Source organism: Mesorhizobium sp. (assembly GCF_017306585.1).
Lineage (GTDB): Bacteria > Pseudomonadota > Alphaproteobacteria > Rhizobiales > Rhizobiaceae > Mesorhizobium.
Genome location: NZ_JAFKIC010000193.1, coordinates 1 through 21,491 on the forward strand (window position 1 = coordinate 1; position 21,491 = coordinate 21,491).

Sequence of the window (21,491 nt, forward strand, 5' to 3'; positions counted from 1 at the left end):
GCCGAACAGCGAGTAGCCCTTGCGCGAGACGTAGTCGAGCAGGAAGCGCACCACGAACAGCGCCGTGCTAAAGGCGGCGACGAAGCCGATGGCGATGATCGGCACATCGGCCGAGGTCAGCACGTTGCGGTTCTTGAACAGGACGAAGGCGAAGGCGCCGACCATGGTCGGCATGGCGAGGAAGAACGAGAATTCCGCCGCCGCGCGCTTGTCGACACCGAGCAGCAGCGCACCGACGATGGTCGAGCCGGAGCGCGACGTGCCGGGGATCAGCGACAGGCACTGGAACAACCCGATCTGCAGATAGAGCCTCGTCGGGAAGCGCTCGACGTCGCGGTAGACCGGCTTGAGATTCATGCGGTCGACGGCCAGCAGCACGATGCCGCCGATGATCAGCATGATGCAGATCAGCCTCGGCGATTCGAACAGCACCGTTTTGATGAAATCATGCGCCAGCGCGCCGATGATCGCGGCCGGCAGAAAGGCGATCAGGATGCCGATAACGAAGTGGCGTGTCAGCCGGTCATGCGGCAGTTCCAGCAGCATCTGCCACAGTCGCCGGAAATAGACGGTCAGGATCGCCAGGATGGCGCCGAGCTGGATCAGGATCTCAAAGGCCTTGCCGGTCGATTCGAAGCCGAGAAAATGGCCGGCGAGCAGGATATGGCCGGTCGAGGACACCGGAATGAATTCGGTCAGTCCCTCCAGGAGGCCGAGCAGCAGCGCTTCGACGATGGTCTGGCTTTCCATTTATACCTCGGCATTTGCATGACGGCTAACGGAACGGCTTGCTTGTCATGGCGTTCAAGTGCCCCTATAGGTCGCAACACCCTGACGGCCCGCTAACCGGGCGGCCAACCCTTACCGGTGCGTCCGGCGATTCGCCAGTACGCTTTATCATCGCGGAACCATGCTGACGCTTTTCCACCATCCCATGTTCGCATCCTGCCGTTTCGTCCGCCTTGCCTTTGGCGAGTATGGCGAGGAGTTGGCGCTGATCGAGGAAAAGCCGTGGACGCGGCGCAAGGAGTTCCTGGCGCTTAACCCCGCCGGCACGCTGCCGATCCTGCTGGCCGAGGGCGATGTGCCGATCGTCGGCGCGACGGTCATTTCCGAATATCTCGACGAAACGCGCGGCGTGCTGAAGCGCGACAAGCGGCTGTTCGCCGAGGACCCGATGCAGCGCGCCGAAATCCGCCGGCTGATCGACTGGTATCTGAACAAGGCCGAAAGCGAGGTCACCCGGCATCTGGTGCGCGAACGCGTGCTGAAGCCGATCATGCCGGAAACAGCTGGCGGGGGTTCGCCGGATTCGGGCGCCATCCGTGCCGCTCGCGCCAACATCCGCCAGCACATGAAATACACCAACTGGCTGGCCGGCACCCGCCACTGGCTGGCTGGCGGCAGGGTCACCTATGCCGACCTCGCGGCGGCGGCGACGCTTTCGGTGCTCGACTATCTCGGCGAGATAGACTGGCGCGAACACACCGCCGCGCGCGAATGGTATACGCGGGTGAAGTCGCGGCCCTCCTTCCGGCCGCTGCTGACCGACCGCGTGCGCGGTATATCGCCGGTGTCGCACTATGCGGACCTCGACTTCTAAAGCATGATCCGGAAAAGTGGCCCCGGTTTTCCGAAAAGATCATGCTGAAATAGAAAGAGCCGCAAGACTTCGCGCGCTGATCGACGCGGAGGCGCATCGCGCCGGCTTCGATGCCATCGCCGTCACCTCTCCCGACGCGATCCCGCTGGCCCCGGCCAGGCTCGCCGAATTCGTCGCCGACGGCTTTCATGGCTCCATGGACTGGATCGCCGAGACGCTTGAACGCCGCAGCGAGCCTTCCACTCTTTGGCCCGAGGTGCGCTCGATCGTCGTGCTGGCCATGAATTACGGCCCCGACCACGATCCGCGCGAGCTTCTCGCCAGGCGCGATCGCGGCGCGATTTCCGTCTACGCCAGAAATCGCGATTATCACGAGGTGATGAAGGGCCGGCTGAAGGAGATCGCCGGCAAGATCGTGGCGCGCGCCGGCGGCGACGTGAAGGTCTTCGTCGACACCGCCCCGGTCATGGAAAAGCCGTTGGCGCAAGCGGCTGGGCTTGGCTGGCAAGGCAAGCACACAAATCTCGTAAGCCGCGAACACGGCTCCTGGCTGTTCCTCGGCACCATCTTCACCACCGCCGAACTTGCACCCGACCGGGCCGAGATCGACCATTGCGGCTCCTGCCGCGCCTGCCTGGACGCCTGCCCGACCGATGCTTTCCCCGCGCCCTACCGGCTCGATGCAAGGCGCTGCATTTCCTACCTTACCATCGAGAACAAGGGGCCGATCCCGCATGAATTCCGGGAAAAAATCGGCAACCGCATCTATGGCTGCGACGACTGCCTTGCCGCCTGCCCGTGGAACAAGTTCGCCAAGGCCGCCTCCGAGGCCAAGCTCGCCGCGCGCGAGGATCTGCGCGAGCCACCACTTGCCGAGTTGCTGCGCCTGGACGATGCAGCCTTCCGCGCCTTCTTTTCCGGCTCACCGATCAAGCGCATCGGCCGCGACCGCTTCATCCGCAACGTGCTGATCGCCGCCGGCAACTCCAGCGATGGTACGCTTGTCGCTCCCGTCCGGGCGCTGCTTGCCGACGCCTCGCCGCTGGTGCGGGGCGCGGCAATATGGGCGCTGGCCAGGCTGGTGCCGGAAACCGAATATCGCGAACGGGCCGCCAACGGCCTGAACACCGAGAGCGACACGGCCGTGCGCGATGAATGGGCGCGGTCGGTCCCAGCCAGGGCGCATGCATGAGTGAAAAACAGGTTCTTGTCTTCGGCGCGGGCTATTCGGGCCAGGCCTTCGCCCGCGCAAATCGCGATGGCGCCACGATCCTCGGCACGACGCGCTCGTCCGGAAAATTCCAGGGCCTGCGCCAGGCCGGCATCGCACCGCTGCTGTTCAATGGCGTGCTGGCCGGCGAGATCGGCGATGCCCTGAGGAAAACGACGCATCTGGTGATCTCGATCGCGCCCGACGAGGCCGGCGATCCCGTACTGAACGCCGCGCGCGAAGCGATTGCCGGCCTGCCTGACCTGCAATGGATCGGCTATCTCTCCACGGTCGGCGTCTATGGCGACCATGCCGGCGCCTGGGTCGACGAAACCGCCGAATGCCGGCCGGTGTCGAAGCGCTCGGTGATGCGGGTGGCGGCGGAGCAGGGCTGGCTGGAGTTGGGCCGGGAGATAGGACGGCCGGTGGCGGTCCTGCGCCTTTCCGGCATTTATGGCCCGGGCCGTAACGCGCTGGTCAATCTGGAGAACGGTACGGCGAGGCGGCTGATCAAGCCGGACCAGGTGTTCAACCGCATCCATTGCGACGACATCGCCGGCGCGCTGTGGCAGCTCATCGGGTGCAACAGCGGCGGCATCTTCAACGTCACCGATGACGAGCCGGCGCCGCCGCAGGATGTCGTCACCTATGCCGCGTCGCTGATGGGCGTCACGCCGCCCCCGGAAATTCCCTTCGAGACCGCCCAACTTTCGCCCATGGCGCGGTCCTTCTATGGCGAGAACAAGCGGGTCGCCAATGCGGCGATCAAGGCGGCGGGCTATCGCTTTCGCTTTCCGGATTACCGCGCCGCCCTCGGCCATATGTGGGCGAGCGGCGACTGGAAAGACGGCGCGGCGCGCAGCCCGATGAAGGGCTGACGATCGAAGCCGGTGGCGCGGCGTGCTATGATTCGGCTTCGGAATTGCGGTGGGGATCCGATTTCATGAAGACAGAGACGTGGCCATATTTCGGTAAAGCGTCACGGCTGGTGGCAGCACTTGGCCTGCTCGTCTTGACCGGTTTGAACGCACAGCCAGCGTTCTCCGAGGAACGGGCAAAAGACCTGTTCGGCGCCGAGAAACTGCCGACCGCGACCGCGCCGCAATCCTTCGGCTTCTATTCCAAGGGCTGCTTCGCCGGCGGTGTCGCCATCCCCATGGACGGACCGACCTGGGAGGTGATGCGGCCCTCGCGCAACCGCCGCTGGGGCCATCCGGCGATGATCGCCCTGATCGAGAAACTGTCGCGCGATGCCGTCGCCGACGGCTGGCCTGGCCTTCTGATCGGCGATATCGCGCAGCCGCGCGGCGGTCCGATGCTGACCGGCCATGCCTCGCACCAGATCGGGCTCGACGCCGATATCTGGCTGACGCCGATGCCCAGCCGCCCGCTGTCGATGGCGCAGCGCGAGACGATGAGCGCCACCCTGATGGTCGACGAGAAAACGCATCTGGTGAAGGACGCGCTGTGGAAGCCGCAGCATACCGCACTTCTGAAGCGTGCCGCGAGCTATCCCGAGGTGGAGCGCATCCTGGTCAATCCAGGTATCAAGAAAAAGCTCTGCGACACCGTCAAGGGCGATCGGGGCTGGCTGCGCAAGATCCGGCCGTTCTGGGGCCACGACTATCATTTCCACATGCGCATCGGCTGCCAGCCGGGCTCGCCCAACTGCAAGGCGCAGGAGGCGACGCCGGACGATGACGGCTGCGGCAAGCCGCTGGCCTGGTGGTTCACGCAGGAGCCGTGGCGGCCCAACAAGAATCCCGACGCGCCCAAGGCGCGCGACGTGATGACGATGGCGAACCTGCCCAAGGAATGCCGCGCCGTGCTCGAAGCACCCGGCCCGGCCTCGGCCGAGGCCGCCACCTACCACGGCGGCGCCGTGCCGGTCGCGGTCGCCGCGCCCGAACCCGAGACGCCGTCGCCGCCAGCCACCACCGCCAGCGGCACGGACGGCCTGTCCGGCGCGGTCAACGCCTTCACCGCGACCCCCGAGGTCGGCGTGCCGGTGCCGCGGCCAAGGCCGCCGGGCAACTGACGGCGTAAGCGCCCCATCGGTCGGCTCAATCGGTTTAGCCGCCCGTTTTTCGCGAAATAGTGGCCGTTTGGCCGCAGAACCTGCCTGTACGCGTAACCAGGCTCGAAAACCGTTTCCCTTTTCAAACTCATGCGCTAGTCAACGGATGAACGGCGATGGGCCGTCGGGGACGGACGACAAGCATGCCAGGCATGGGTGACGAAGAGACTTTGCTGCGGTTTCCGATCCTGATCGGCGACATCGGTGGCACCAATGCGCGCTTTTCGATCGTGCTCGACGCCAATTCCGAGGCCGGAGAGCCGACGATCGTCCAGACCGCCAATTACAACACCATCGACGAGGCGATCCAGGCGGCCGTGCTCGACCGTTCGTCCGTGCGCCCCAATTCGGCGGTGCTGGCGGTGGCCGGGCCGGTCGACGGCGACGAGATCGAGCTCACCAACTGTCCCTGGGTGGTCAAGCCGAGGCAGATGTTCGCCAATCTGGGCCTCAGCGACATCGTCGTGCTCAATGATTTCGAGGCGCAGGCGCTCGCCGTCGTGGCGCTTGGCGAAGAGCACATGGAAAAGATCGGCGGCGGCACGCCCGAGCCCAATGCCGGCCGGGTGGTGCTTGGTCCCGGCACCGGCCTCGGCGTGGCCGGCCTTGTCCATGCCCTGCGCCACTGGATACCGGTGCCCGGCGAGGGCGGCCATATGGATATCGGCCCGCGCACGCCGCGCGATTTCGAGGTGTTTCCGCATATCGAGAAGCTCGAAGGCCGCATTTCGGGCGAGCAGATCCTGTGCGGACGCGGCCTGGTCAACGTCTATCGCGCCGTGGCCAAGGCGGATGGCAAGCCGGCGCCCTTCACCACGCCGGCCGAGGTCACCGGCGCGGCATTGGCCAAGACCGACCCGGTCGCCGAGGAAGCGCTGGAGCTCTTCGTTACCTGTCTCGGCCGCGCCGCGGGCGATCTAGCCCTGGTGTTCATGAGCCGTGGCGGCGTCTTCCTCACCGGTGGCATCGCGCAGAAGATCGTGCCGGCGCTCAAAGCCGGCAATTTCCGCGCCGCCTTCGAGGACAAGGCGCCGCACAGCGCGCTGATGCGCACCATGCCCGTCTATGTCATCACCCACCCGCTGGCGGCGCTTCTCGGCCTCGCCGCCTATGCCCGCAACCCTTCGCTGTTCGGCGTGCAGACGGCGGGCCGGCGCTGGCAGGCCTGACTTTTCTGCGGTCGGTGCAACGGGAAGGTCTCACATGCGTTTGAACCCGCGACGAAGTTAATCAGCCCCGGGCATAGGCAAGCCGGCCGCATGGCGTTAAGAGGGATGCCGAACTGCGGCCGGTCCCAACCGGAAGAAACCACGAAGCTCCCGATTTGACACTACAAGCTCCAAACAAGCAGAAGGCCACGCCCGGCGAGGTCACGGCTGTGCTGCGCCGCATCCTCTCCGAAAACAGCCACGACTATCGCGGTTCCTATGTGGTCGCCATTGTCTGCTCGCTCATCGTGTCGGGCACGACAGCCTTCACGGCCTGGATCATGGCCCCGATGGTCAACCAGATCTTCTACGAGCGGCGCGGCGATGCGATCGTGTGGATCTGCGCCGGCTTCATGGCCGCCTTCGTGCTGCGCGGCTTCGCCGGCTACGGCCAGGCGGTGACGCTGGCCAAGATCGGCAACAATCTGGTGGCGCGCTACCAGAAGCGTATCTTCGACCATCTCATGAAGCTCGGCGTCGGCTTCTTCAACGACACGCGTTCGGGCCGGCTGGCGGCGCAGGTCAACGAGAATGTCGGCGGCATCCGTGACCTGCTGTCGCTGACGCTGACCTCGATCGCGCGCGACGCGGTCACGCTGATCGGCCTTGTCGGCGTCATGGTCTACCAGGACCCGGTCCTGTCGCTCTCTTCGCTGCTGATCGGGCCGCCGCTGATCTGGGCTGTCGTGTACCTCACCCGGCGCGTGCGGCGCATCACGCGGGATTCGGTGCTGATCAACTCGCGGCTGACCGGAGCCGTTCAGGAAGCCACGCAAGGCATCGCCATCGTCAAGGCCTTCACTATGGAGGACCAGCTGGCGCGCCACATCGGCGCCATGGCCGACACCGCCGAACAGCGCAACAACAAGATCGCCCGCGTCTCGGAGCGGCTGTCGCCGATCTCGGACATGCTGGCCGGCCTCGCCGTCACCGCCGTCATCGCCTATTCCGGCTACCGCGCGCTCGTCCTCGGCCAGCCGCCGGGCGCTGTCTTTTCCTTCATCACCGCGCTCATCCTGGCCTATGACCCGGCCAGGCGCCTGGCCCGCATGCAGGTCGGTATGGAGCGCGCGCTGGTCAATGCCCGGATGATCTACGAGCTGCTCGACCTCGAGCCGCAGCAGGGCGACGCGCCGGGCGCCAGCGTGGCGAAATTCACCACCGGCGAGGTGCGCTTCGACAACGTCTCCTTCCGCTATGTCGAGGAAGCGCCGGTGCTGAAGAATTTGAGCTTCACCGCCGCCGCCGGCAAGATGACGGCGATCGTCGGCGCTTCCGGCGCCGGCAAGACGACGCTGGTGGCGCTGCTGCAGCGCTTCTACGACGTCGAGGCGGGCACGATCACCATCGACGGCCAGGACATCGCCAAGGTCACCAAACAGTCGCTACGCGGCTCCATCGCCTATGTCTCGCAGTCGCCCTATCTGTTCGAAGGCTCGATCCGCGACAACATCCGCTATGGAAGGCCCTCGGCCACCGATGCCGAGATCGAGGACGCGGCGCGGTTGGCGGCGGCCGACGAGTTCATCCGCGCGCAACCGCAGGGCTACGACACACCGGTCGGCGAAAACGGCGCGACGCTGTCGGGCGGCCAGCGCCAGCGCGTGTCGATCGCGCGCGCCATCGTGCGCAAGGCGCCGATCCTGCTGCTCGACGAGGCGACTTCGGCGCTCGACAACGAGGCCGAAGCCCGGGTGCAGGAAGCGCTGACCCATGTCATGGCCGGCCGCACCACCATCGTCATCGCCCACCGTCTGTCGACGGTGGTCAATGCGGACCACATCGTCGTGCTCGAGGACGGCAGGCTGGTCGAGGAAGGCACGCATGCGTCGCTGATGGCCGACCCGCACAGCGTCTATTCCCGCTTTCACCGCATACAGGGCGTCAAGGGCCTGGGGCTTGTCGACGACAGCGCGCCGATCCAGACTTCGGACATTGAGACGCAGACCATTGCCCGGAGCACGATATGAGCGCGACAGACGCAAAGCCGACGGCTGACATGGGCCTGGTCGTGGTCGGCGCCGCCGGCCGCATGGGCCAGACGCTGATCCGCGCCATCCATTCCATTCCCGGCGCCCGTGTGATCGGCGCGGTCGAACGCGCCGACTCGCCCCATCTGGGCAAGGATGCCGGGGAGTTGGCTGGCGTCGGACGCCTCGATGTGGCGATCGGCAGCGATCCGCTGCCGGTGTTCGCCAAGGCCGACGGCGTACTCGACTTCACCACGCCGGCCTCCTCGGTCGAATTCGCCGGCTACGCCGCCCAGGCGCGCATCGTCCATGTCATCGGCACGACAGGATGCTCGGCCGAGCACGATGCGAAAATCGCCGCCGCGGCACGCCATGCCACCATCGTCAAGTCTGGCAATATGAGCCTTGGCGTCAATCTGCTGGCGGTGCTGGTCGAACAGGCGGCGCGGGCGCTCGATCCGGAGGATTTCGACATCGAGATCCTCGAAATGCATCACCGGCACAAGGTCGACGCGCCCTCGGGCACCGCGCTGCTGCTGGGCGAGGCCGCCGCCGCCGGGCGCGGCATCGCGCTTTCGGGCAATGACGTGCGTTCACGCGACGGCCATACGGGTGTGCGAAAAACCGGCACGATCGGCTTTGCCACGCTGCGCGGCGGCTCGGTGGTCGGCGACCACAGCGTGATCCTGGCCGGCACCGGCGAGCGCATCACCCTGTCGCACCATGCCGAGGACCGTGCCATCTTCGCGCGCGGCGCCGTCAAGGCGGCGCTGTGGGCGCATGGCAGGAAGCCGGGACTGTATTCGATGCGGGACGTGCTCGGCCTGAGCTGAGGCGGACCATCCACCTTTTGTCTTAACGCAATTCCAGCCTGGAGCCGCTCTCCTGGAATTGCTCTCGAAGGGAGCAAACATGTCGAGAACCCTCGTGCTCGTCCGTCACGGCCAGAGCGAATGGAACCTGAAGAACCTGTTCACCGGCTGGCGTGACGTCGACCTGACCGAGCAGGGCCACGCCGAGGCCAAGGCCGCCGGCCAGAAGCTGAAGGCGCGCGGGCTGAAGTTCGACATCGCCTTCACCTCGGCGCTGACCCGGGCGCAGAAAACCTGCCAGCACATTCTCGACGCGGTCGGCCAGAGCGATCTGAAGACCATCCGCGACCAGGCGCTCAACGAGCGCGACTATGGCGATCTCTCCGGCCTCAACAAGGATGACGCCCGCCAGAAATGGGGCGAGGAGCAGGTGCACATCTGGCGCCGCTCTTACGACGTGCCGCCGCCCGGCGGCGAAAGCCTGAAGGACACCGGCGCCCGCGTCTGGCCTTATTACCTGCACGACCTGCAGCCGCATGTGCTGCGCGGCGGCACGGTGCTGGTCGCCGCCCACGGCAACTCGCTGCGCGCGCTGATCATGGCGCTGGACGGCAAGTCGGGCGAGGAGATCGTCAAGGAGGAACTCGGCACCGGCGTGCCGGTGATCTACCAGCTCAACGCTGATTCGACCGTGGCGTCGAAGGAAGTGCTGGCGGGCTGACCGGTCCGGGGCGTTGGTAGATTTTGACGCTGGCGCCGCCCCTCATTGCCCTGCCGGGCATTTCTCCCCGTATAGTGACGGAGAGAAAGAAGCTGGCCGCCATGCCGGCTCCATCTATGTAACGCCGCAGGCTGGCGAAATCGCCGATGAGAGCGCCCCTCTCCCCGTCTCTATACGGGGAGAGGATACCGGCAGGCAGGTGAGGGGCGGCGCCGACGCCCGAAACTGAGCCGGCGAGCGGGAGCCGCGAAAAAAGCGCGTTGACAGCAACCGCTTGCCCGCTTATTGAGCCCGCACCAGCCCAGATGGCGGAATTGGTAGACGCGCACGGTTCAGGTCCGTGTTCCGCAAGGAGTGGAGGTTCGAGTCCTCTTCTGGGCACCATTCTATCCCGACTACCAACGGGATTATCAAGGTAGCCAGTCTAATTCATTGAACTCATTCGTTGAGATGCGATGCGCCTCTTCCACGTCCGGCCACCATCGATTGGCCAACACACGCACAATAGAGCTCGGCAAGCTGCATCTGGTTCATTCGCTGTAGCTGTTCGTGTGGATGAAGGTCGGCTAGCCATTCCCGGAGCTGTTCTGGCTCGGACTTGCGGTAGACGGAAAACATAAAATCGAACGCGTCCAAAGGATGCCGAATGTCGTCGGAGCCAACGGTATCGAAACCGCGGAATACGGCGGCCAAGGGGTCGTCGTCAAAATGTTGCTGGACGGGCACCGTTTGGTGCATTGCGCAGAACAACTGGTATGCCTCAATGTGCTTCATTCGTGCATGCTGCATGTAGTATAGATGTCCCATCTTTTCAGGTGGAAAGTCGGCGATACGAAACCCTACGCCGCCACACTCATAGCCTCCCGCAGGTGGATCTCGCTGACTCAAAAAAGGCCGGTTCGTAACGAAAAGATACGCCGGGTCCGGTCGCCTTCCGTCCTCCAAAAACATATCGCGCTCAGCTTTCCGGACCTGATCTACCAAATAGGGAGCCCACTCGGGCCCTCCGCCTGTGGGCAAAATTTGTCTATTGATCTCAAGGAAAACGATTCGCATATGGTCCGCTCGCTTTGAAAAAGCGTCGAACAGTTTTCCTCTGAAGTTCGGCGGAGAAGCCGACTGCCCAGACCTGGCCGAGCGAGATGTTACGGCCTTGGCCTCGACCGAAAATTTTGCGCCAGTTCCGATATTAGTTGCGGTAAACTCGCAATGGGTGCGGCGCTTGTCCTTCTCGTTTTCAAAGTCCAAACGGAACCCGGCGCGCGACAGTAGCCCTGCCACATAGATTTCATAAAGTGCTCCCTCGTAGTCGATGGCAGATTTCAAACGGTCGAGGAGGACGTTGGGAATACGCTGGTTGTGGGCACACAGATAGAGATCGTATGCCAGTGAAATGTATGCATTTATCGTCCCCGTCGCAGGCGTGGAGTACAATCCGTTTTCCCTGCGCGCACCAGTTTCAGTTGACCTCAGTTCCAGAAACTGTCTGTACACGGGATGCGCTTCAGCAATCGGTAGGGCCTTCTGCTTGTCACCCCACTCGATACCGAATGAATGTTGAAGGAAAAAGAGCAAGAAATCGGTGAAGTTGCGCCATCTATGAGACGTAAACACCTCGGCCCCAACTCGCACATGGCGGCGCCCGCCCTCAACCCAACTCTCCATAGGTTTGCCGCAGCCGTATTCCCTTCGTTGGCCGCTCAATATTGCGGCGGGAAGGCCACGGTCGTTAGCAACTCGTTCGAGTGAGCGACGCCTCGGCGACATCAGGTCCAAATACTCAAGATAGTGGCCGTGGCATGCGTGATAGGCCCGTCCGGAACCACATGGACAAAACTGCTTTGCGTTGGTGGGCATCACAATCCCGCAGCGAACTATTCGATTCACCAGCAGAATAACAAAGGCCGGCAGCCGCGTAACATCGATTTCTTAGGATCGGAGACCTTCCCAGGATGCCCCTCTTGGGATCTACCTCCCATCCTGGCCAGTCCCCTCACAAACCGCTTCAAACCGCGCGGCCGCTTCGCTACGCTCCACGCATGTCTCAATCCGCTACCGCAATCTTCGGCGCCCGTCGCGACCAGGCGTTCCCCATCCTCACCGATGCGGATATCGAGCGCATGCGCCGGTTCGGCGAGTCGAGAGCCTATGCCGCCGGCGAGCCCATCGTCACCGCCGGCACGGTTTCGCCCGGGCTGATCCTCATCCTGTCGGGCAAGGGCGATGTCACCCGGGCCGCGATCGGCTCGCGCGAGCCGATGATCAGCTATGGCGCCGGCAGTTTCGTTGGCGAGCTGGCGCAATTGTCCAGCCGCCCGTCGCTGGTCGATGCCGAGGCGGCGACAGCGGTAGAGGCCGTCATCATCCCCTCGCAGCGGCTGCGCGACCTGATGGTGCAGGAGGCCAATCTCGGCGAGCGCATCATGCGGGCGCTGATCCTGCGCCGCGTCGGCCTGCTCGAAAGCGGCATCAGCGGGCCGATCGTCATCGGTCCTCCCGGCAATGGCGACGTCCTGCGGCTGCAGGGGTTCCTGGCGCGCAGCGGCCAGCCGCATCGCGCGCTCGATTCCGACACCGATCCTTGCGCCAAAACGCTGATCGAGCGCTTCCATGTCGACCCGCACCATCTGCCGATCGTGCTCTGCCCCAACGGCAAGCTGCTGCACAATCCCGGCGAGAAGGACCTTGCCCGCTGCGTCGGCCTGCTGCGCCCCGTCGACGGCGACAAGGTCTACGATGTCGCCATCGTCGGCGCCGGGCCGGCCGGGTTGGCGGCCGCCGTCTACGCGGCGTCGGAAGGGCTGTCGACCATCGTGCTCGATTGCCGGGCTTTCGGCGGACAGGCCGGCGCGTCCTCGCGCATCGAGAACTATCTCGGTTTTCCCACCGGCATTACCGGCATGGCATTGATGGCGCGGGCCTACAACCAGGCGCAGAAATTCGGCGTCGAAACGGTGATACCGGACGAGGCGAAGCTGTTGAGCGCCGCGCCTGACAATTCGGGCGCTCGCTATCTGCTGGATGTCGGCGACGGCGAGACGGTGCGCACGCGCACGGTGGTGATCGCCAGCGGCGCGCGCTATCGCCGGCTCGACCTCGCCAATCTGGCAGCGTTCGAGGGAACCTCGGTGCATTACTGGGCCTCGCCCATCGAAGCGCGGCTCTGCGCCAGCCAGGAGGTGGCTTTGGTCGGCGCCGGCAATTCGGCGGGCCAGGCCGCCGTCTACCTCGCCAGCCACGTGCGCAAGGTGACGCTGCTCGCGCGCCGCGGCAGCCTCGACGCCACCATGTCGCGCTATCTGGTCGAGCGCATAAAGGCACAGCCCAACATCGAGGTGGTGGCCGACAGCGAAGTCGAGGCGCTGGATGGCGAGGAAGGCAATCTCGCCGCCGTCAGCTGGCGCAACGGCGTCAGCGGAGAGCGCACGACACGCCCGATCCGCCATCTCTTTCTGTTTATCGGCGCGGACCCGAACACCGACTGGCTGGCTCAATGCGGCGTGGCGCTGGACGCCAAGGGCTTCATCCGCACCGGAACGGAGCTGGGGCCGGTGCATGGCACGATGGAAACCAGCCGGGACGGCGTCTTCGCCATCGGCGACGTGCGCTGCGGCTCGGTCAAGCGTGTCGCGGCCGCCGTCGGCGAAGGCGCCCAGGTGGTCGCTGCCTTGCATGCCTATCTTGCGCGAGACGGCAGCCAGGCAGGGGTGGGCAATGCAAGGAACAGTGTTTAGCGCTTTCCCTCTGGCCACAGGTCGAGGGAAAATAGTCGAATCTCAACTGGCGAGGAGAGTGTGATGGCGGATGAATGCAGGCATGCGGCCGGGATCAAGGACGTGACGCCGAGCGCGCTCGGCTGCGAGGAATGCCTGAAGAACGGCTCTTGGTGGGTGCATCTGCGGCTCTGCCGCACCTGCGGCCATGTCGGCTGCTGCGACGACTCGCCCAACCGCCACGCGACCAAACATTTTCACGCCACCAGCCACCCGGTCATCGAGGGCTACGATCCGCCGGAAGGCTGGGGCTGGTGCTATGTCGACGAGGTTTTCATCGACCTCGGCGACCGCACGACGCCGCAGAACGGGCCGATCCCAAGATTTGTTTGAGCCGAGGGACCGGCACCCTCCAGAGGGCCCGGTCGGCTGAAAGTCGGCTATAGCCTTGGGCTCGGAGTCAGCCGCGCTTTGGCGGGACAGGCGTGGGTTTGGGATTCTCCACGCTGTTCTCATTGACCTCGAAGGCCTTGCCCTCGACTTTCTTTTCCTTCAGCGCGTCACCGGTCCTGGGTTGTGGCGGGCGCTTCGGATTCTGCTTGCTGTTGTCGTTGATGTCGAACGCTCGGGTCATCATGTCCTCCTGCTCCGGAAGACAATGTTCGACGGCGCGCGCAGTTCCAGCGAGGAGCTCGGCCGGCCGGTGCCGGGCGCTGCGGCCTCGTGACTTATCGCACCGACCCGGTAATCGTCCGGTCTATGTCGGGAACCGATTTGCGGTCGTTGCCGGCAAGTGCGGCGATGATCAGCAGGCTCGCCACGACTGGCACGAACAGGACGGCGACGCGGGCCTGTACATGAAGAATGGCACGCCATTCGCTGCTGCGCTTGTCGGGGCTTTCGCTCATCATACTCACTTTGATTTGGCCCCCCGCACGTCACATAGCCGTGAACCGTTAAACAACTCCTTCCGGATTCGTTAACGGGTGGGTTCCAACGCGAGGTCAGCCGAGCCCGATACGCCTTGCGCCTTGCCGGAACAGCGCCTCGGCGTCCGGCTCGAAACGGAAGGTGCCGATGAAATCGTCGGCGCGGTAGTCCGGCAATGTCCTGCGGATGACGGCGGCGAAGCCGCGCGCCTCCTCGAGCCTGCCGGCCAGCGCTAGGCAGTGGGCGGCGATCGCCAGGATGATGGCGTGCGCGTTGGGCCGTTTCGTCGCCTTCAGCGCCCATTCCGCCGCCTCGTCGAATTGCCCCAGCCGGGCATGAGCCATGGCGCGCGCGCTGAGCATGGCGAAGAGCAGGGGGTCGAACGGGCTGAGATGGCGCGAATGGTCCGACGAACTTATCGCCTCCTGCGGGTCGCCCGACTGCGAGTGCACGAAGGACAAGGCATAGTGGCCGAGCGCGAAATTGGGGCTGAGGCTTACCGCCTGCTTCAGTTCGTAGAGCGAATCGTCATGCTCGCCGCGCAGCCAGAGCGCCCGGCCCATGGCCCAGTGCGAGGCCGGATTGTGGTCGTCCACCAGCAGGCTCAGGCCGGCGCTCTCGTAGGCCAGCGCGCTTTCCCGGTCGCGATCGCCCCAGCGTTGGAAGGCCGCCTGCCAGTGCGTGAAGGAGAGGCCCGCATGCGCACGCGCGAATGTAGGGTCGAGTCTTAAGGCCCTGCCGAAGAAATGCCGCGCCTGTTCGTTTTCATCCCGCGTGAAGCGGTACATGTGCCACAGGCCCCGATGATAGGCCTCCCAGGCGTTGAGGGAGTTCGGCGCCTTCAGCAGCGCGCGGTTGCGCTCAACGATCTCGATCTCGGCCGCGATCGACGAGACGATGGTATTGCCGATTTCTTCGAGGACCGCGAAGAGATCGTCGGGGCGGCGCTCGAAGGTCTCGGCCCAGACGATCCTGGCCGTGCGCACCTCGACCAGCTCGACGGCGACGATAAGCCGGCCAGCCGGATTGCTTACCGTGCCCGTGGCGACATAGTCGACATTAAGCCGGCGTCCCGCGTCTTCCGGCGCGATGTTCTGCTCCGAAAGCGCGAACACCGAACCGCGTGCGATGACGAAGAAATCGCGCAACTTGGCGAGCCGGGTGATGATGTCATGGGTGAGGCCGTCAGCAAGTCCGCCGCGCGGCGCGCCATCCTGGGAAAAGGGCATGACGGCCAGTGACGCCTGACTCGGCCCGACCGGCTCGGTATCCAGAGATGTCGGCGCCAGTCCTGGCGCCGTCGACGCACAGGGTGGCTGCGCGGAGGCCGGCGAACGCTGCCCGCGCATCATCCCCCACGTAGCACGCAGCGAGGCGAAATCGAGGCCCTCGGCGCGGAACAACTGCTCGGCCGCCGCCAGATGCTTTTCAGCGGCATCCAGTTCCCCGCGCCTGTTGAGGCCGGCCAGCAGCGCCGCGTGCGCGCGTCCGTCGAATGGAGCGAGCTCCACCCAATTATCCAGATGCGCGATTGCTTCGTCAGACTCTGGCGGCAAAGTCGCGATGAGGCGTTCCAGCACGGCCGCGTGTATGGAGCGGAAGCGGCGTCGCTGTCCGGTCAGCCAGCTGTTGAAGAGCGGGCTACGGTCCAGTTCCAGGCCGTCGAGCAGGTCGCCCGCGAAGAGCCCGGCCAGGGTGCGCAGCCGATCCGCGTCAAGTGTGTCGATGCCTTGCGCCGCGGCGTGGCCGATTTCCAGCGCGTCGACCATGCACCCGTCCAGATCGAGCGCCACGGCATCGCCAGGCGTGAGTACGCGGGCTCTTTCCGGCGTGTCCAGCGCGCCGCGCAATTTGCTCAGGCACCAGCGCAACTCGCCCCGGGGATCGTTGGGAACGTCCCAGAGCAGTTCGCACAGGCGGCTGCGCCCGACCGGATGCGGCGCCAGCGCCAGGTAGACAAGCAGGGCGCGCAGCTTGCGCGAGGCCGGCAGCACCGAAGCGGCGCCGTCGCGGCGGATCGTCAGCGGGCCAAGCAGGCGCACGGACAGACCCGGCATGCCGCCATCCGGCTTCGATCGGGCGGATTCCACGTCCGTTTCCACGCCTGCTCCAACGCTGGCCTGTCGGCTCTTACTCTATCACCGGACGCGACACGGCGCATCCGGCGGCGAACTTTCTCGCCGGGAGCGGCCATCGCCGCATCGCCGGCACGTCACTCCTACCGCGGCAAGGTCTCGAAACCTCGCCGCCCAAGCCGCCGCTCTGTAACCGTGCGGTGATGACAGGAACGAGGACAATCGAGGAGACCAACGATGTTGAACAAGCAGAAGATCAGGACCACCGCCGGGCGCGGCCGGCTGTTCGCCAGCATTCTGGACACTGTCGGCGACACGCCGGCGGTTCGCATAAACAATCTCGCCCCGGCCCATGCGACGATCTACGTCAAGGCCGAGTTCTTCAACCCGGGCGCCTCGGTGAAGGACCGGCTGGCGCTCAACATCATCGAGGAAGGCGAGCGCAGCGGCGCGCTGAAGCCCGGCCAGACCGTGGTCGAGGCGACCAGCGGCAACACCGGCATCGGCCTTGCCATGGTCTGCGCGCAGAAGGGCTATCCGCTGGTCGTCACCATGGCCGACAGTTTCTCGGTGGAACGCCGCAAGCTGATGCGCATGCTGGGCGCAAAAGTGGTGCTGACGCCGCGCGCCGAAAAAGGTTTTGGCATGTACAGGAAGGCGGTGGAGCTGGCTGAGGCCAATGGCTGGTTCCTGGCGCGCCAGTTCGAGACGGCGGCCAATGCCGCCATCCATGAGTCGACCACGGCGCGCGAGATCGTCAATGACTTCGCCGGCTCGCGGCTCGACTGCTTCGTCACCGGCTACGGCACAGGCGGCACCGTCGTCGGCGTGGCCCGCGTGCTGCGCCGCGAACGGCCGGAGACCCGCATCGTGCTCGCCGAACCAGCCAATGCGCAACTCCTCGGCAGCGGCAAGGCGCAGCAGCGTGGCGCCGGCGGGGCGCCGGCCGCCAGCCACCCGGCGTTCGAGCCGCATCCGATCCAGGGCTGGACGCCGGATTTCATCCCCAATGTGCTGCAGGAGGCGGTCGACGCCAGCCTCTATGACGAGGTGGTGCCGATCCCCGGGCCGGAGGGCATCAAGTGGGCCAAGGCGCTGGCACGCCAGGAAGGCATCTTCACCGGCATTTCCGGTGGCGCCACCTTCGCCGTGGCGCGGCAGGTGGCGGAGCGGGCGGCGGCCGGATCGGTGATCCTGTGCATGCTGCCCGACACCGGCGAACGCTACATGTCGACGCCGCTGTTCGATGGCATCGAGGCCGAGATGGACGCCGACGAAATGGCGCTGTCGCGCTCGACCCCCGGCTGCCAGTTCCCGGCCGCCTGACGGGAGGATGTCATGGATGGCGCACGCGAAGCCCTCGACATGGTGGCCGAGGAAACGCTTGACCCCCTGGACTGGGCCGATGTGCAGGCCCTGTCGCACCGGGTTGTCGACGATGCCATCAACTATCTGCGCGATGTGCGCGACCGTCCGGTTTGGCGGGAGATGCCCGCCGAGGTGAGAAGCGTCTTCGAGGCGCCGCTGCCGCGCGTCCCTTCGCCGATGGCCGATGTCTATGGCGAGGTATCGCGCACCGTGATGTCCTATCCGATGGGCAACGTCCATCCGCGCTTCTGGGCCTGGTATATGGGAGCCGGAAATTTCGCCGGCGCGCTTGGCGACTTCCTGGCGGCGATCCAGGGCTCCAATCTCGGCGGCGGCAACCACGCCGCCGCCCTGATGGACCGCCAGGTGGTGAACTGGTGCAAACAGATGCTGGGTTTTCCAGCCTCGGCCTCCGGCACGCTGGTCAGCGGCGGCTCGATGGCCAACATCATCGGGCTGACCGTGGCACGCAATGCGAAGGCGGGCGTCGACGTGCGCGAGCATGGCGTCGCCGCCATCGAAAAGCCGCTGCGCTTCTACGGCTCGGACCAGCTCCATTCCTGTCATCGCAAGGCGATGGAGGCGCTCGGCCTCGGCAACCGGGCGCTGTGTCGAATCCCGACCGACGCCAGCCTGTGCATCGACGTGCCGGCGTTGCGGGCGGCGATCGCACAGGATCGGGCGGCCGGGTTCGAACCGGCCTGCATCATCGGGAGTGCCGGCACGGTCAACACCGGTGCCATCGACGACCTTCAGGCGCTCGCCGCGCTGGCGAGCGAGGAAGGCATGTGGTTCCATGTCGACGGCTGCATTGGCGCGCTGATCGCCATCGCCCCAGAGAACGCTCATCTGGTGGCCGGCATCGAGAAAGCCGACTCGGTCGCGCTCGATCCGCACAAATGGCTGCACGCGCCGTTCGAGGTCGGTTGCGCCCTGGTCCGGGATGCCGCCGCCCATCGGCGCACGTTCGCGGTGACCCCGGAATATCTGGAATCGACGCCCAGGGGCCTGGCTTCCGGAGAGTGGCTCAACGACTATGGCCTGCAGACGACACGGGGTTTTCGCGCCCTGAAAGTCTGGATGGCGCTCAAGCAGCATGGTCTCGACAAGTTCGGGCGGCTGATCGATCAGAATATCGCGCAGGCCGGCCATCTCGCCCGACTGATCGAGGCCGAGCCGCTGCTCGAACTGGCCACGGCGCCGACCATCAACATCGTCTGCTTCCGTTACCAGCCGGGCCTTGCCGGAGAGCCGCTCAAGGCGCTGAACACCGAGATCATGCTGAGGTTGCAGGAAGAGGGCATCGCGGCACTCTCCGACACCACCGTTCATGGCCAGCACTGGCTGCGCGTCGCGATCGCCAACCATCGCACACGGCGCGGCGATCTCGACCTGCTAGTGCGGGAAACGCTGCGGCTCGGCTGGGAGATCGCGGCGGAAGGGCCTTTCGGGAAGGCGGCTATATTTGACAAACCCGATAACGAATCAAGGAGCGCGTGATATGAACGCTCGACGGCCGATACGCATTGGTGAGGTAATGGAACAGCTTATTTACGGGTTGGTGGCAGCTTGGATCAGTACAACGGCTTGGCTCGCCTACAAACATCACAGGCAATTCCCCCCGATCGCTATAATCTTAATCGCTGCTTCCCTTCTCGGAGGCGTTTCGCTTCTTTCCTACAACATGGGCTTGCAAACTGGGGCGTTTGCCTCGGCGCTTGCTGATATTAAGGCAGCACAGGTGCCGATTAATGTGGACACTCGCGCCGTAGTGGATGAGTTAGTGGGGAACCGAACAATCATTGCCTTTGGGTTATTGGCTTATGCCGCATTTGTTACGGTCCTAATGGGATTGCCTCAGATTCTCGATCTAGCCGCGACGGGAGTTAAGGATACAAAAGAATAACTCGTACCTAATTCGACTCTGAACCGAAGCACTAGCCGAGTTTCGGCATACTTGCCGGTCATGCACCCTTGATGTTATATTTCTAAGTAACATTGGGGGGAAAAATGAAAACAAAATACATACCAATCTTGCGATGGAAGCAGGGAGAACGGGTTGCGCTTTCCAATTTGAGCAATGCAGGCCGCTTAGATGTCACTCCGCATCTGGTTCTTTTGCAAGGGCAGTACGGCGACACGAAAATCCCCAAACAAGCTAAGGCACCGCCTAAAACTCCCCCAAAGGTTCCGCCGGCTCCCGCATCAGATGTATTCGCGAAACAGATAGCCGACGCGTGGGGGTCGACTAAATGCTATCTTGATGCTGCTGATCTTCCCGGGACCGCAATGGCGCATCACCTGGACAACATAATGGCTAGCGCGCTTGCCGTCGGTCTCCACATTGTACCGTCCATCAAAACCACCAATGCGCCGCCCAGCTATCAGGCTGCCGTGGCGAGAATGATTCAAGCTCACAAATTGGGCGCGGCCTTGCGGATATCGCTTTCCGACCTCACTACGATGCCTACTTGGATTGGAAGTTGGTTTTGCCCGGCCCACGAGACCGATCTAATTATCGACCTAGCGAACAGCGCTGCCAATGTCTTGGCGCTTGGGGCGTCAGCTCTTCAGGCGTTTGCAAATCTTCACCAACCGGCCTCTTGGCGTTCAATTACCCTTGCGGGGGGTAATATCCCTGCCATGTTATCGGGCTACACAATAGGACTGACGCCCCTGCCCCGAGCCGAACTCAACCTTTGGAACGCATTGAAAGCCGGTGGTGTTGGGTACAATCTTGATTTTGGAGACTACGCTACGATAGGCCCCGATGCATCGACAGATGAAATACCGGGACCGGTCCCGATCAATGCGAAGTACACTCTCCCATCGACTTTTGCCGTCTTTCATGGGGTAAAAACGAAAGGCCCAGGTTCAATAGATCGAGGCCTCCAATATCAAAACTACGCCGGCCAGATCGCCGCGATGCCAAATCGCGGGGCTATGCCTCATTGCTGGGGCGATGCTATGATCGATTTGGTGAATTCAGGACCACCAGCTTCCCCGGGAAGCCCCACAAGCTGGGTTAGTTTCAGCGTCAATCGACACATCGAACTTACCCGGTATCAATTGCCCTAACCGTTCTCGCGCCTTAAGCGCGAACCTGACTTCGACCGAGAGCTGCTCAAACGTGAGCACCGAAATAAGTCGTTGGCTTATTTCGGCTGCCGGCTTCCGCCGCCAGCCCTTGGCTAGGTTGTGCCGCTCCAGAATTGCTATCGCTTCATCCTTCCAAAGCAATTGGGCCACAACAAATGGATCTGGATTTGGATTACGCCGCGCTTGCCTCTTGCTCTTCAAGGTGACTTCACTAGACCGCATTTCGGCGACCACGTAGCCCCACCATTTTGGAATTAATGCCAAAGCTTTTTTGTGGTGCTTCGCACCCACGACAAGGGTCATGCGGTCAAACACTTTGCCATACATTTCTACTTGGTATGAAAGTCGATTGAGGTTGTCGCTGTCGCTCTTAAGCTCATAACCACAAATTTCGCCGTTTATCACGGCAATATCGACCCGCACGGTGCCTGACCAGACGCCCATCTCTTCGACAATGCGCGTATCATCGCTGCCGCCATGAAGAGTATCTAAGTGCGCTTTTACTGCGGCTCTGACGTCGCTGTCACGCATTCCTACCTACCGCCGCTGCATCGTTTCGGCAGCGTAACGGTAAAAAGGTTAACGAGAATTTACCACATGGTCAAGAATTGCATGGCCTTCGCCTACCTTTACCCTCTAGAACAGGGCTTAACTCTCTGAATTTGCTACAATATTACCAAGAGAGTATGGATTTAGATCTAAAAA

At 63.9% G+C, this 21,491-nt stretch carries 20 protein-coding genes and 1 tRNA gene; 15 read left to right on the forward strand and 6 right to left on the reverse strand.

Features of this window, described 5'->3' with window-relative positions; translation table 11 throughout:
- The coding region (locus tag J0I79_RS23570; RefSeq protein WP_292864740.1) for an undecaprenyl-diphosphate phosphatase at positions 1–750 on the reverse strand (750 nt) is incomplete at its 3' end.
- Positions 751–910: 160 nt separating this feature from the next.
- Here J0I79_RS23570 and J0I79_RS23575 point away from each other — a divergent pair.
- The 9 genes from J0I79_RS23575 to J0I79_RS23615 all read left to right on the forward strand — a co-directional run bounded on the left by J0I79_RS23575 (position 911) and on the right by J0I79_RS23615 (position 9,985).
- The gene (locus J0I79_RS23575) at positions 911–1,603 is read left to right on the forward strand and encodes a glutathione S-transferase family protein (RefSeq protein ID WP_292864743.1); all 693 of its coding nucleotides are present in this window, start codon (positions 911–913) and stop codon (positions 1,601–1,603) included.
- Between the two features lie 16 nt (positions 1,604–1,619).
- The gene (gene queG, locus J0I79_RS23580) at positions 1,620–2,795 is read left to right on the forward strand and encodes a tRNA epoxyqueuosine(34) reductase QueG (protein WP_292864746.1); all 1,176 of its coding nucleotides are present in this window, start codon (positions 1,620–1,622) and stop codon (positions 2,793–2,795) included.
- The gene (locus J0I79_RS23585; protein WP_292864749.1) at positions 2,792–3,691 is read left to right on the forward strand and encodes an SDR family oxidoreductase; all 900 of its coding nucleotides are present in this window, start codon (positions 2,792–2,794) and stop codon (positions 3,689–3,691) included. Before queG ends, J0I79_RS23585 begins: the two co-directional genes overlap by 4 nt.
- 65 nt (positions 3,692–3,756) lie before the next feature.
- Positions 3,757–4,851 (forward strand): penicillin-insensitive murein endopeptidase, encoded by a 1,095-nt coding sequence (gene mepA / locus J0I79_RS23590; RefSeq protein ID WP_292864752.1) that lies wholly within the window; start codon positions 3,757–3,759, stop codon positions 4,849–4,851.
- 182 nt (positions 4,852–5,033) lie between these two features.
- Positions 5,034–6,059: a glucokinase gene (locus tag J0I79_RS23595; protein ID WP_292864755.1), complete on the forward strand. Its 1,026-nt coding sequence runs from the start codon at positions 5,034–5,036 to the stop codon at positions 6,057–6,059.
- 155 nt (positions 6,060–6,214) lie between these two features.
- Complete coding sequence (locus tag J0I79_RS23600; RefSeq protein WP_292864758.1) at positions 6,215–8,068, forward strand: ABC transporter ATP-binding protein; 1,854 nt, start codon at positions 6,215–6,217, stop codon at positions 8,066–8,068.
- Complete coding sequence (gene dapB / locus J0I79_RS23605) at positions 8,065–8,901, forward strand: 4-hydroxy-tetrahydrodipicolinate reductase (protein WP_292864761.1); 837 nt, start codon at positions 8,065–8,067, stop codon at positions 8,899–8,901. Before J0I79_RS23600 ends, dapB begins: the two co-directional genes overlap by 4 nt.
- 79 nt (positions 8,902–8,980) lie before the next feature.
- Positions 8,981–9,601, forward strand: a complete 621-nt coding sequence (locus J0I79_RS23610) for a 2,3-bisphosphoglycerate-dependent phosphoglycerate mutase (protein WP_292864764.1) — start codon at positions 8,981–8,983, stop codon at positions 9,599–9,601.
- 299 nt (positions 9,602–9,900) lie between these two features.
- Positions 9,901–9,985: transfer RNA gene (locus tag J0I79_RS23615), tRNA-Leu, on the forward strand.
- 54 nt (positions 9,986–10,039) lie between these two features.
- On the opposite strand, the gene J0I79_RS23620 is transcribed toward J0I79_RS23615, so the two are convergent.
- Positions 10,040–11,458 carry an SEC-C domain-containing protein gene (locus J0I79_RS23620; protein ID WP_292864767.1) on the reverse strand — a complete coding sequence of 473 codons (1,419 nt, stop codon included), beginning with the start codon at positions 11,456–11,458 and terminating at the stop codon, positions 10,040–10,042.
- Between the two features lie 182 nt (positions 11,459–11,640).
- Here J0I79_RS23620 and J0I79_RS23625 point away from each other — a divergent pair, with 182 nt between their 5' ends.
- Positions 11,641–13,335: a cyclic nucleotide-binding domain-containing thioredoxin-disulfide reductase gene (locus J0I79_RS23625; protein ID WP_292864770.1), complete on the forward strand. Its 1,695-nt coding sequence runs from the start codon at positions 11,641–11,643 to the stop codon at positions 13,333–13,335.
- A gap of 63 nt (positions 13,336–13,398) precedes the next feature.
- Positions 13,399–13,707: a UBP-type zinc finger domain-containing protein gene (locus J0I79_RS23630; RefSeq protein WP_292864773.1), complete on the forward strand. Its 309-nt coding sequence runs from the start codon at positions 13,399–13,401 to the stop codon at positions 13,705–13,707.
- A 67-nt stretch (positions 13,708–13,774) separates the two neighbouring features.
- Here the strand turns inward: J0I79_RS23630 and J0I79_RS23635 are convergent, their stop codons facing one another.
- From J0I79_RS23635 to J0I79_RS23645, 3 genes are all read right to left on the reverse strand, one after another.
- Positions 13,775–13,948 carry a hypothetical protein gene (locus tag J0I79_RS23635; RefSeq protein ID WP_292864776.1) on the reverse strand — a complete coding sequence of 58 codons (174 nt, stop codon included), beginning with the start codon at positions 13,946–13,948 and terminating at the stop codon, positions 13,775–13,777.
- 94 nt (positions 13,949–14,042) lie between these two features.
- The gene (locus tag J0I79_RS23640; RefSeq protein ID WP_292864779.1) at positions 14,043–14,222 is read right to left on the reverse strand and encodes a hypothetical protein; all 180 of its coding nucleotides are present in this window, start codon (positions 14,220–14,222) and stop codon (positions 14,043–14,045) included.
- 96 nt (positions 14,223–14,318) lie between these two features.
- On the reverse strand, positions 14,319–16,301 hold the full coding sequence (locus J0I79_RS23645) for a BTAD domain-containing putative transcriptional regulator (RefSeq protein ID WP_292864808.1): 1,983 nt from the start codon (positions 16,299–16,301) through the stop codon (positions 14,319–14,321).
- A 255-nt stretch (positions 16,302–16,556) separates the two neighbouring features.
- On the opposite strand from J0I79_RS23645, the gene J0I79_RS23650 reads away from it, so the two are divergent.
- From J0I79_RS23650 to J0I79_RS35155, 4 genes are all read left to right on the forward strand, one after another.
- Positions 16,557–17,645 (forward strand): pyridoxal-phosphate dependent enzyme, encoded by a 1,089-nt coding sequence (locus tag J0I79_RS23650; RefSeq protein ID WP_292864782.1) that lies wholly within the window; start codon positions 16,557–16,559, stop codon positions 17,643–17,645.
- A 12-nt stretch (positions 17,646–17,657) separates the two neighbouring features.
- Positions 17,658–19,187, forward strand: a complete 1,530-nt coding sequence (locus tag J0I79_RS23655) for an aspartate aminotransferase family protein (RefSeq protein ID WP_292864785.1) — start codon at positions 17,658–17,660, stop codon at positions 19,185–19,187.
- Between the two features lie 37 nt (positions 19,188–19,224).
- The gene (locus tag J0I79_RS23660) at positions 19,225–19,593 is read left to right on the forward strand and encodes a hypothetical protein (protein ID WP_292864788.1); all 369 of its coding nucleotides are present in this window, start codon (positions 19,225–19,227) and stop codon (positions 19,591–19,593) included.
- 104 nt (positions 19,594–19,697) lie between these two features.
- On the forward strand, positions 19,698–20,765 hold the full coding sequence (locus J0I79_RS35155) for a hypothetical protein (protein ID WP_366015076.1): 1,068 nt from the start codon (positions 19,698–19,700) through the stop codon (positions 20,763–20,765).
- Here J0I79_RS35155 and J0I79_RS23665 read toward each other — a convergent pair.
- Positions 20,673–21,317 (reverse strand): sce7726 family protein, encoded by a 645-nt coding sequence (locus tag J0I79_RS23665; RefSeq protein WP_292864791.1) that lies wholly within the window; start codon positions 21,315–21,317, stop codon positions 20,673–20,675. The genes J0I79_RS35155 and J0I79_RS23665 overlap by 93 nt on opposite strands.
- Positions 21,318–21,491 lie beyond the last annotated feature (174 nt).

Bases quoted from the DNA above. Each gene is read 5' to 3' on its own strand.
- mepA (WP_292864752.1), top strand. From the start codon at position 3,757: ATGAAGACAGAGACGTGGCCATATTTCGGTAAAGCGTCACGGCTGGTG.
- J0I79_RS23655 (WP_292864785.1), top strand. From the start codon at position 17,658: ATGGATGGCGCACGCGAAGCCCTCGACATGGTGGCCGAGGAAACGCTT.
- J0I79_RS23660 (WP_292864788.1), top strand. From the start codon at position 19,225: ATGGAACAGCTTATTTACGGGTTGGTGGCAGCTTGGATCAGTACAACG.
- J0I79_RS23645 (WP_292864808.1), bottom strand. From the start codon at position 16,301: ATGCCGGGTCTGTCCGTGCGCCTGCTTGGCCCGCTGACGATCCGCCGC.
- J0I79_RS23595 (WP_292864755.1), top strand. From the start codon at position 5,034: ATGCCAGGCATGGGTGACGAAGAGACTTTGCTGCGGTTTCCGATCCTG.
- J0I79_RS23585 (WP_292864749.1), top strand. From the start codon at position 2,792: ATGAGTGAAAAACAGGTTCTTGTCTTCGGCGCGGGCTATTCGGGCCAG.
- dapB (WP_292864761.1), top strand. From the start codon at position 8,065: ATGAGCGCGACAGACGCAAAGCCGACGGCTGACATGGGCCTGGTCGTG.
- J0I79_RS23630 (WP_292864773.1), top strand. From the start codon at position 13,399: ATGGCGGATGAATGCAGGCATGCGGCCGGGATCAAGGACGTGACGCCG.
- J0I79_RS23575 (WP_292864743.1), top strand. From the start codon at position 911: ATGCTGACGCTTTTCCACCATCCCATGTTCGCATCCTGCCGTTTCGTC.
- J0I79_RS23640 (WP_292864779.1), bottom strand. From the start codon at position 14,222: ATGAGCGAAAGCCCCGACAAGCGCAGCAGCGAATGGCGTGCCATTCTT.
- J0I79_RS35155 (WP_366015076.1), top strand. From the start codon at position 19,698: ATGAAAACAAAATACATACCAATCTTGCGATGGAAGCAGGGAGAACGG.
- J0I79_RS23620 (WP_292864767.1), bottom strand. From the start codon at position 11,458: ATGCCCACCAACGCAAAGCAGTTTTGTCCATGTGGTTCCGGACGGGCC.
- J0I79_RS23610 (WP_292864764.1), top strand. From the start codon at position 8,981: ATGTCGAGAACCCTCGTGCTCGTCCGTCACGGCCAGAGCGAATGGAAC.
- J0I79_RS23635 (WP_292864776.1), bottom strand. From the start codon at position 13,948: ATGACCCGAGCGTTCGACATCAACGACAACAGCAAGCAGAATCCGAAG.
- J0I79_RS23665 (WP_292864791.1), bottom strand. From the start codon at position 21,317: ATGCGTGACAGCGACGTCAGAGCCGCAGTAAAAGCGCACTTAGATACT.
- J0I79_RS23625 (WP_292864770.1), top strand. From the start codon at position 11,641: ATGTCTCAATCCGCTACCGCAATCTTCGGCGCCCGTCGCGACCAGGCG.
- J0I79_RS23650 (WP_292864782.1), top strand. From the start codon at position 16,557: ATGTTGAACAAGCAGAAGATCAGGACCACCGCCGGGCGCGGCCGGCTG.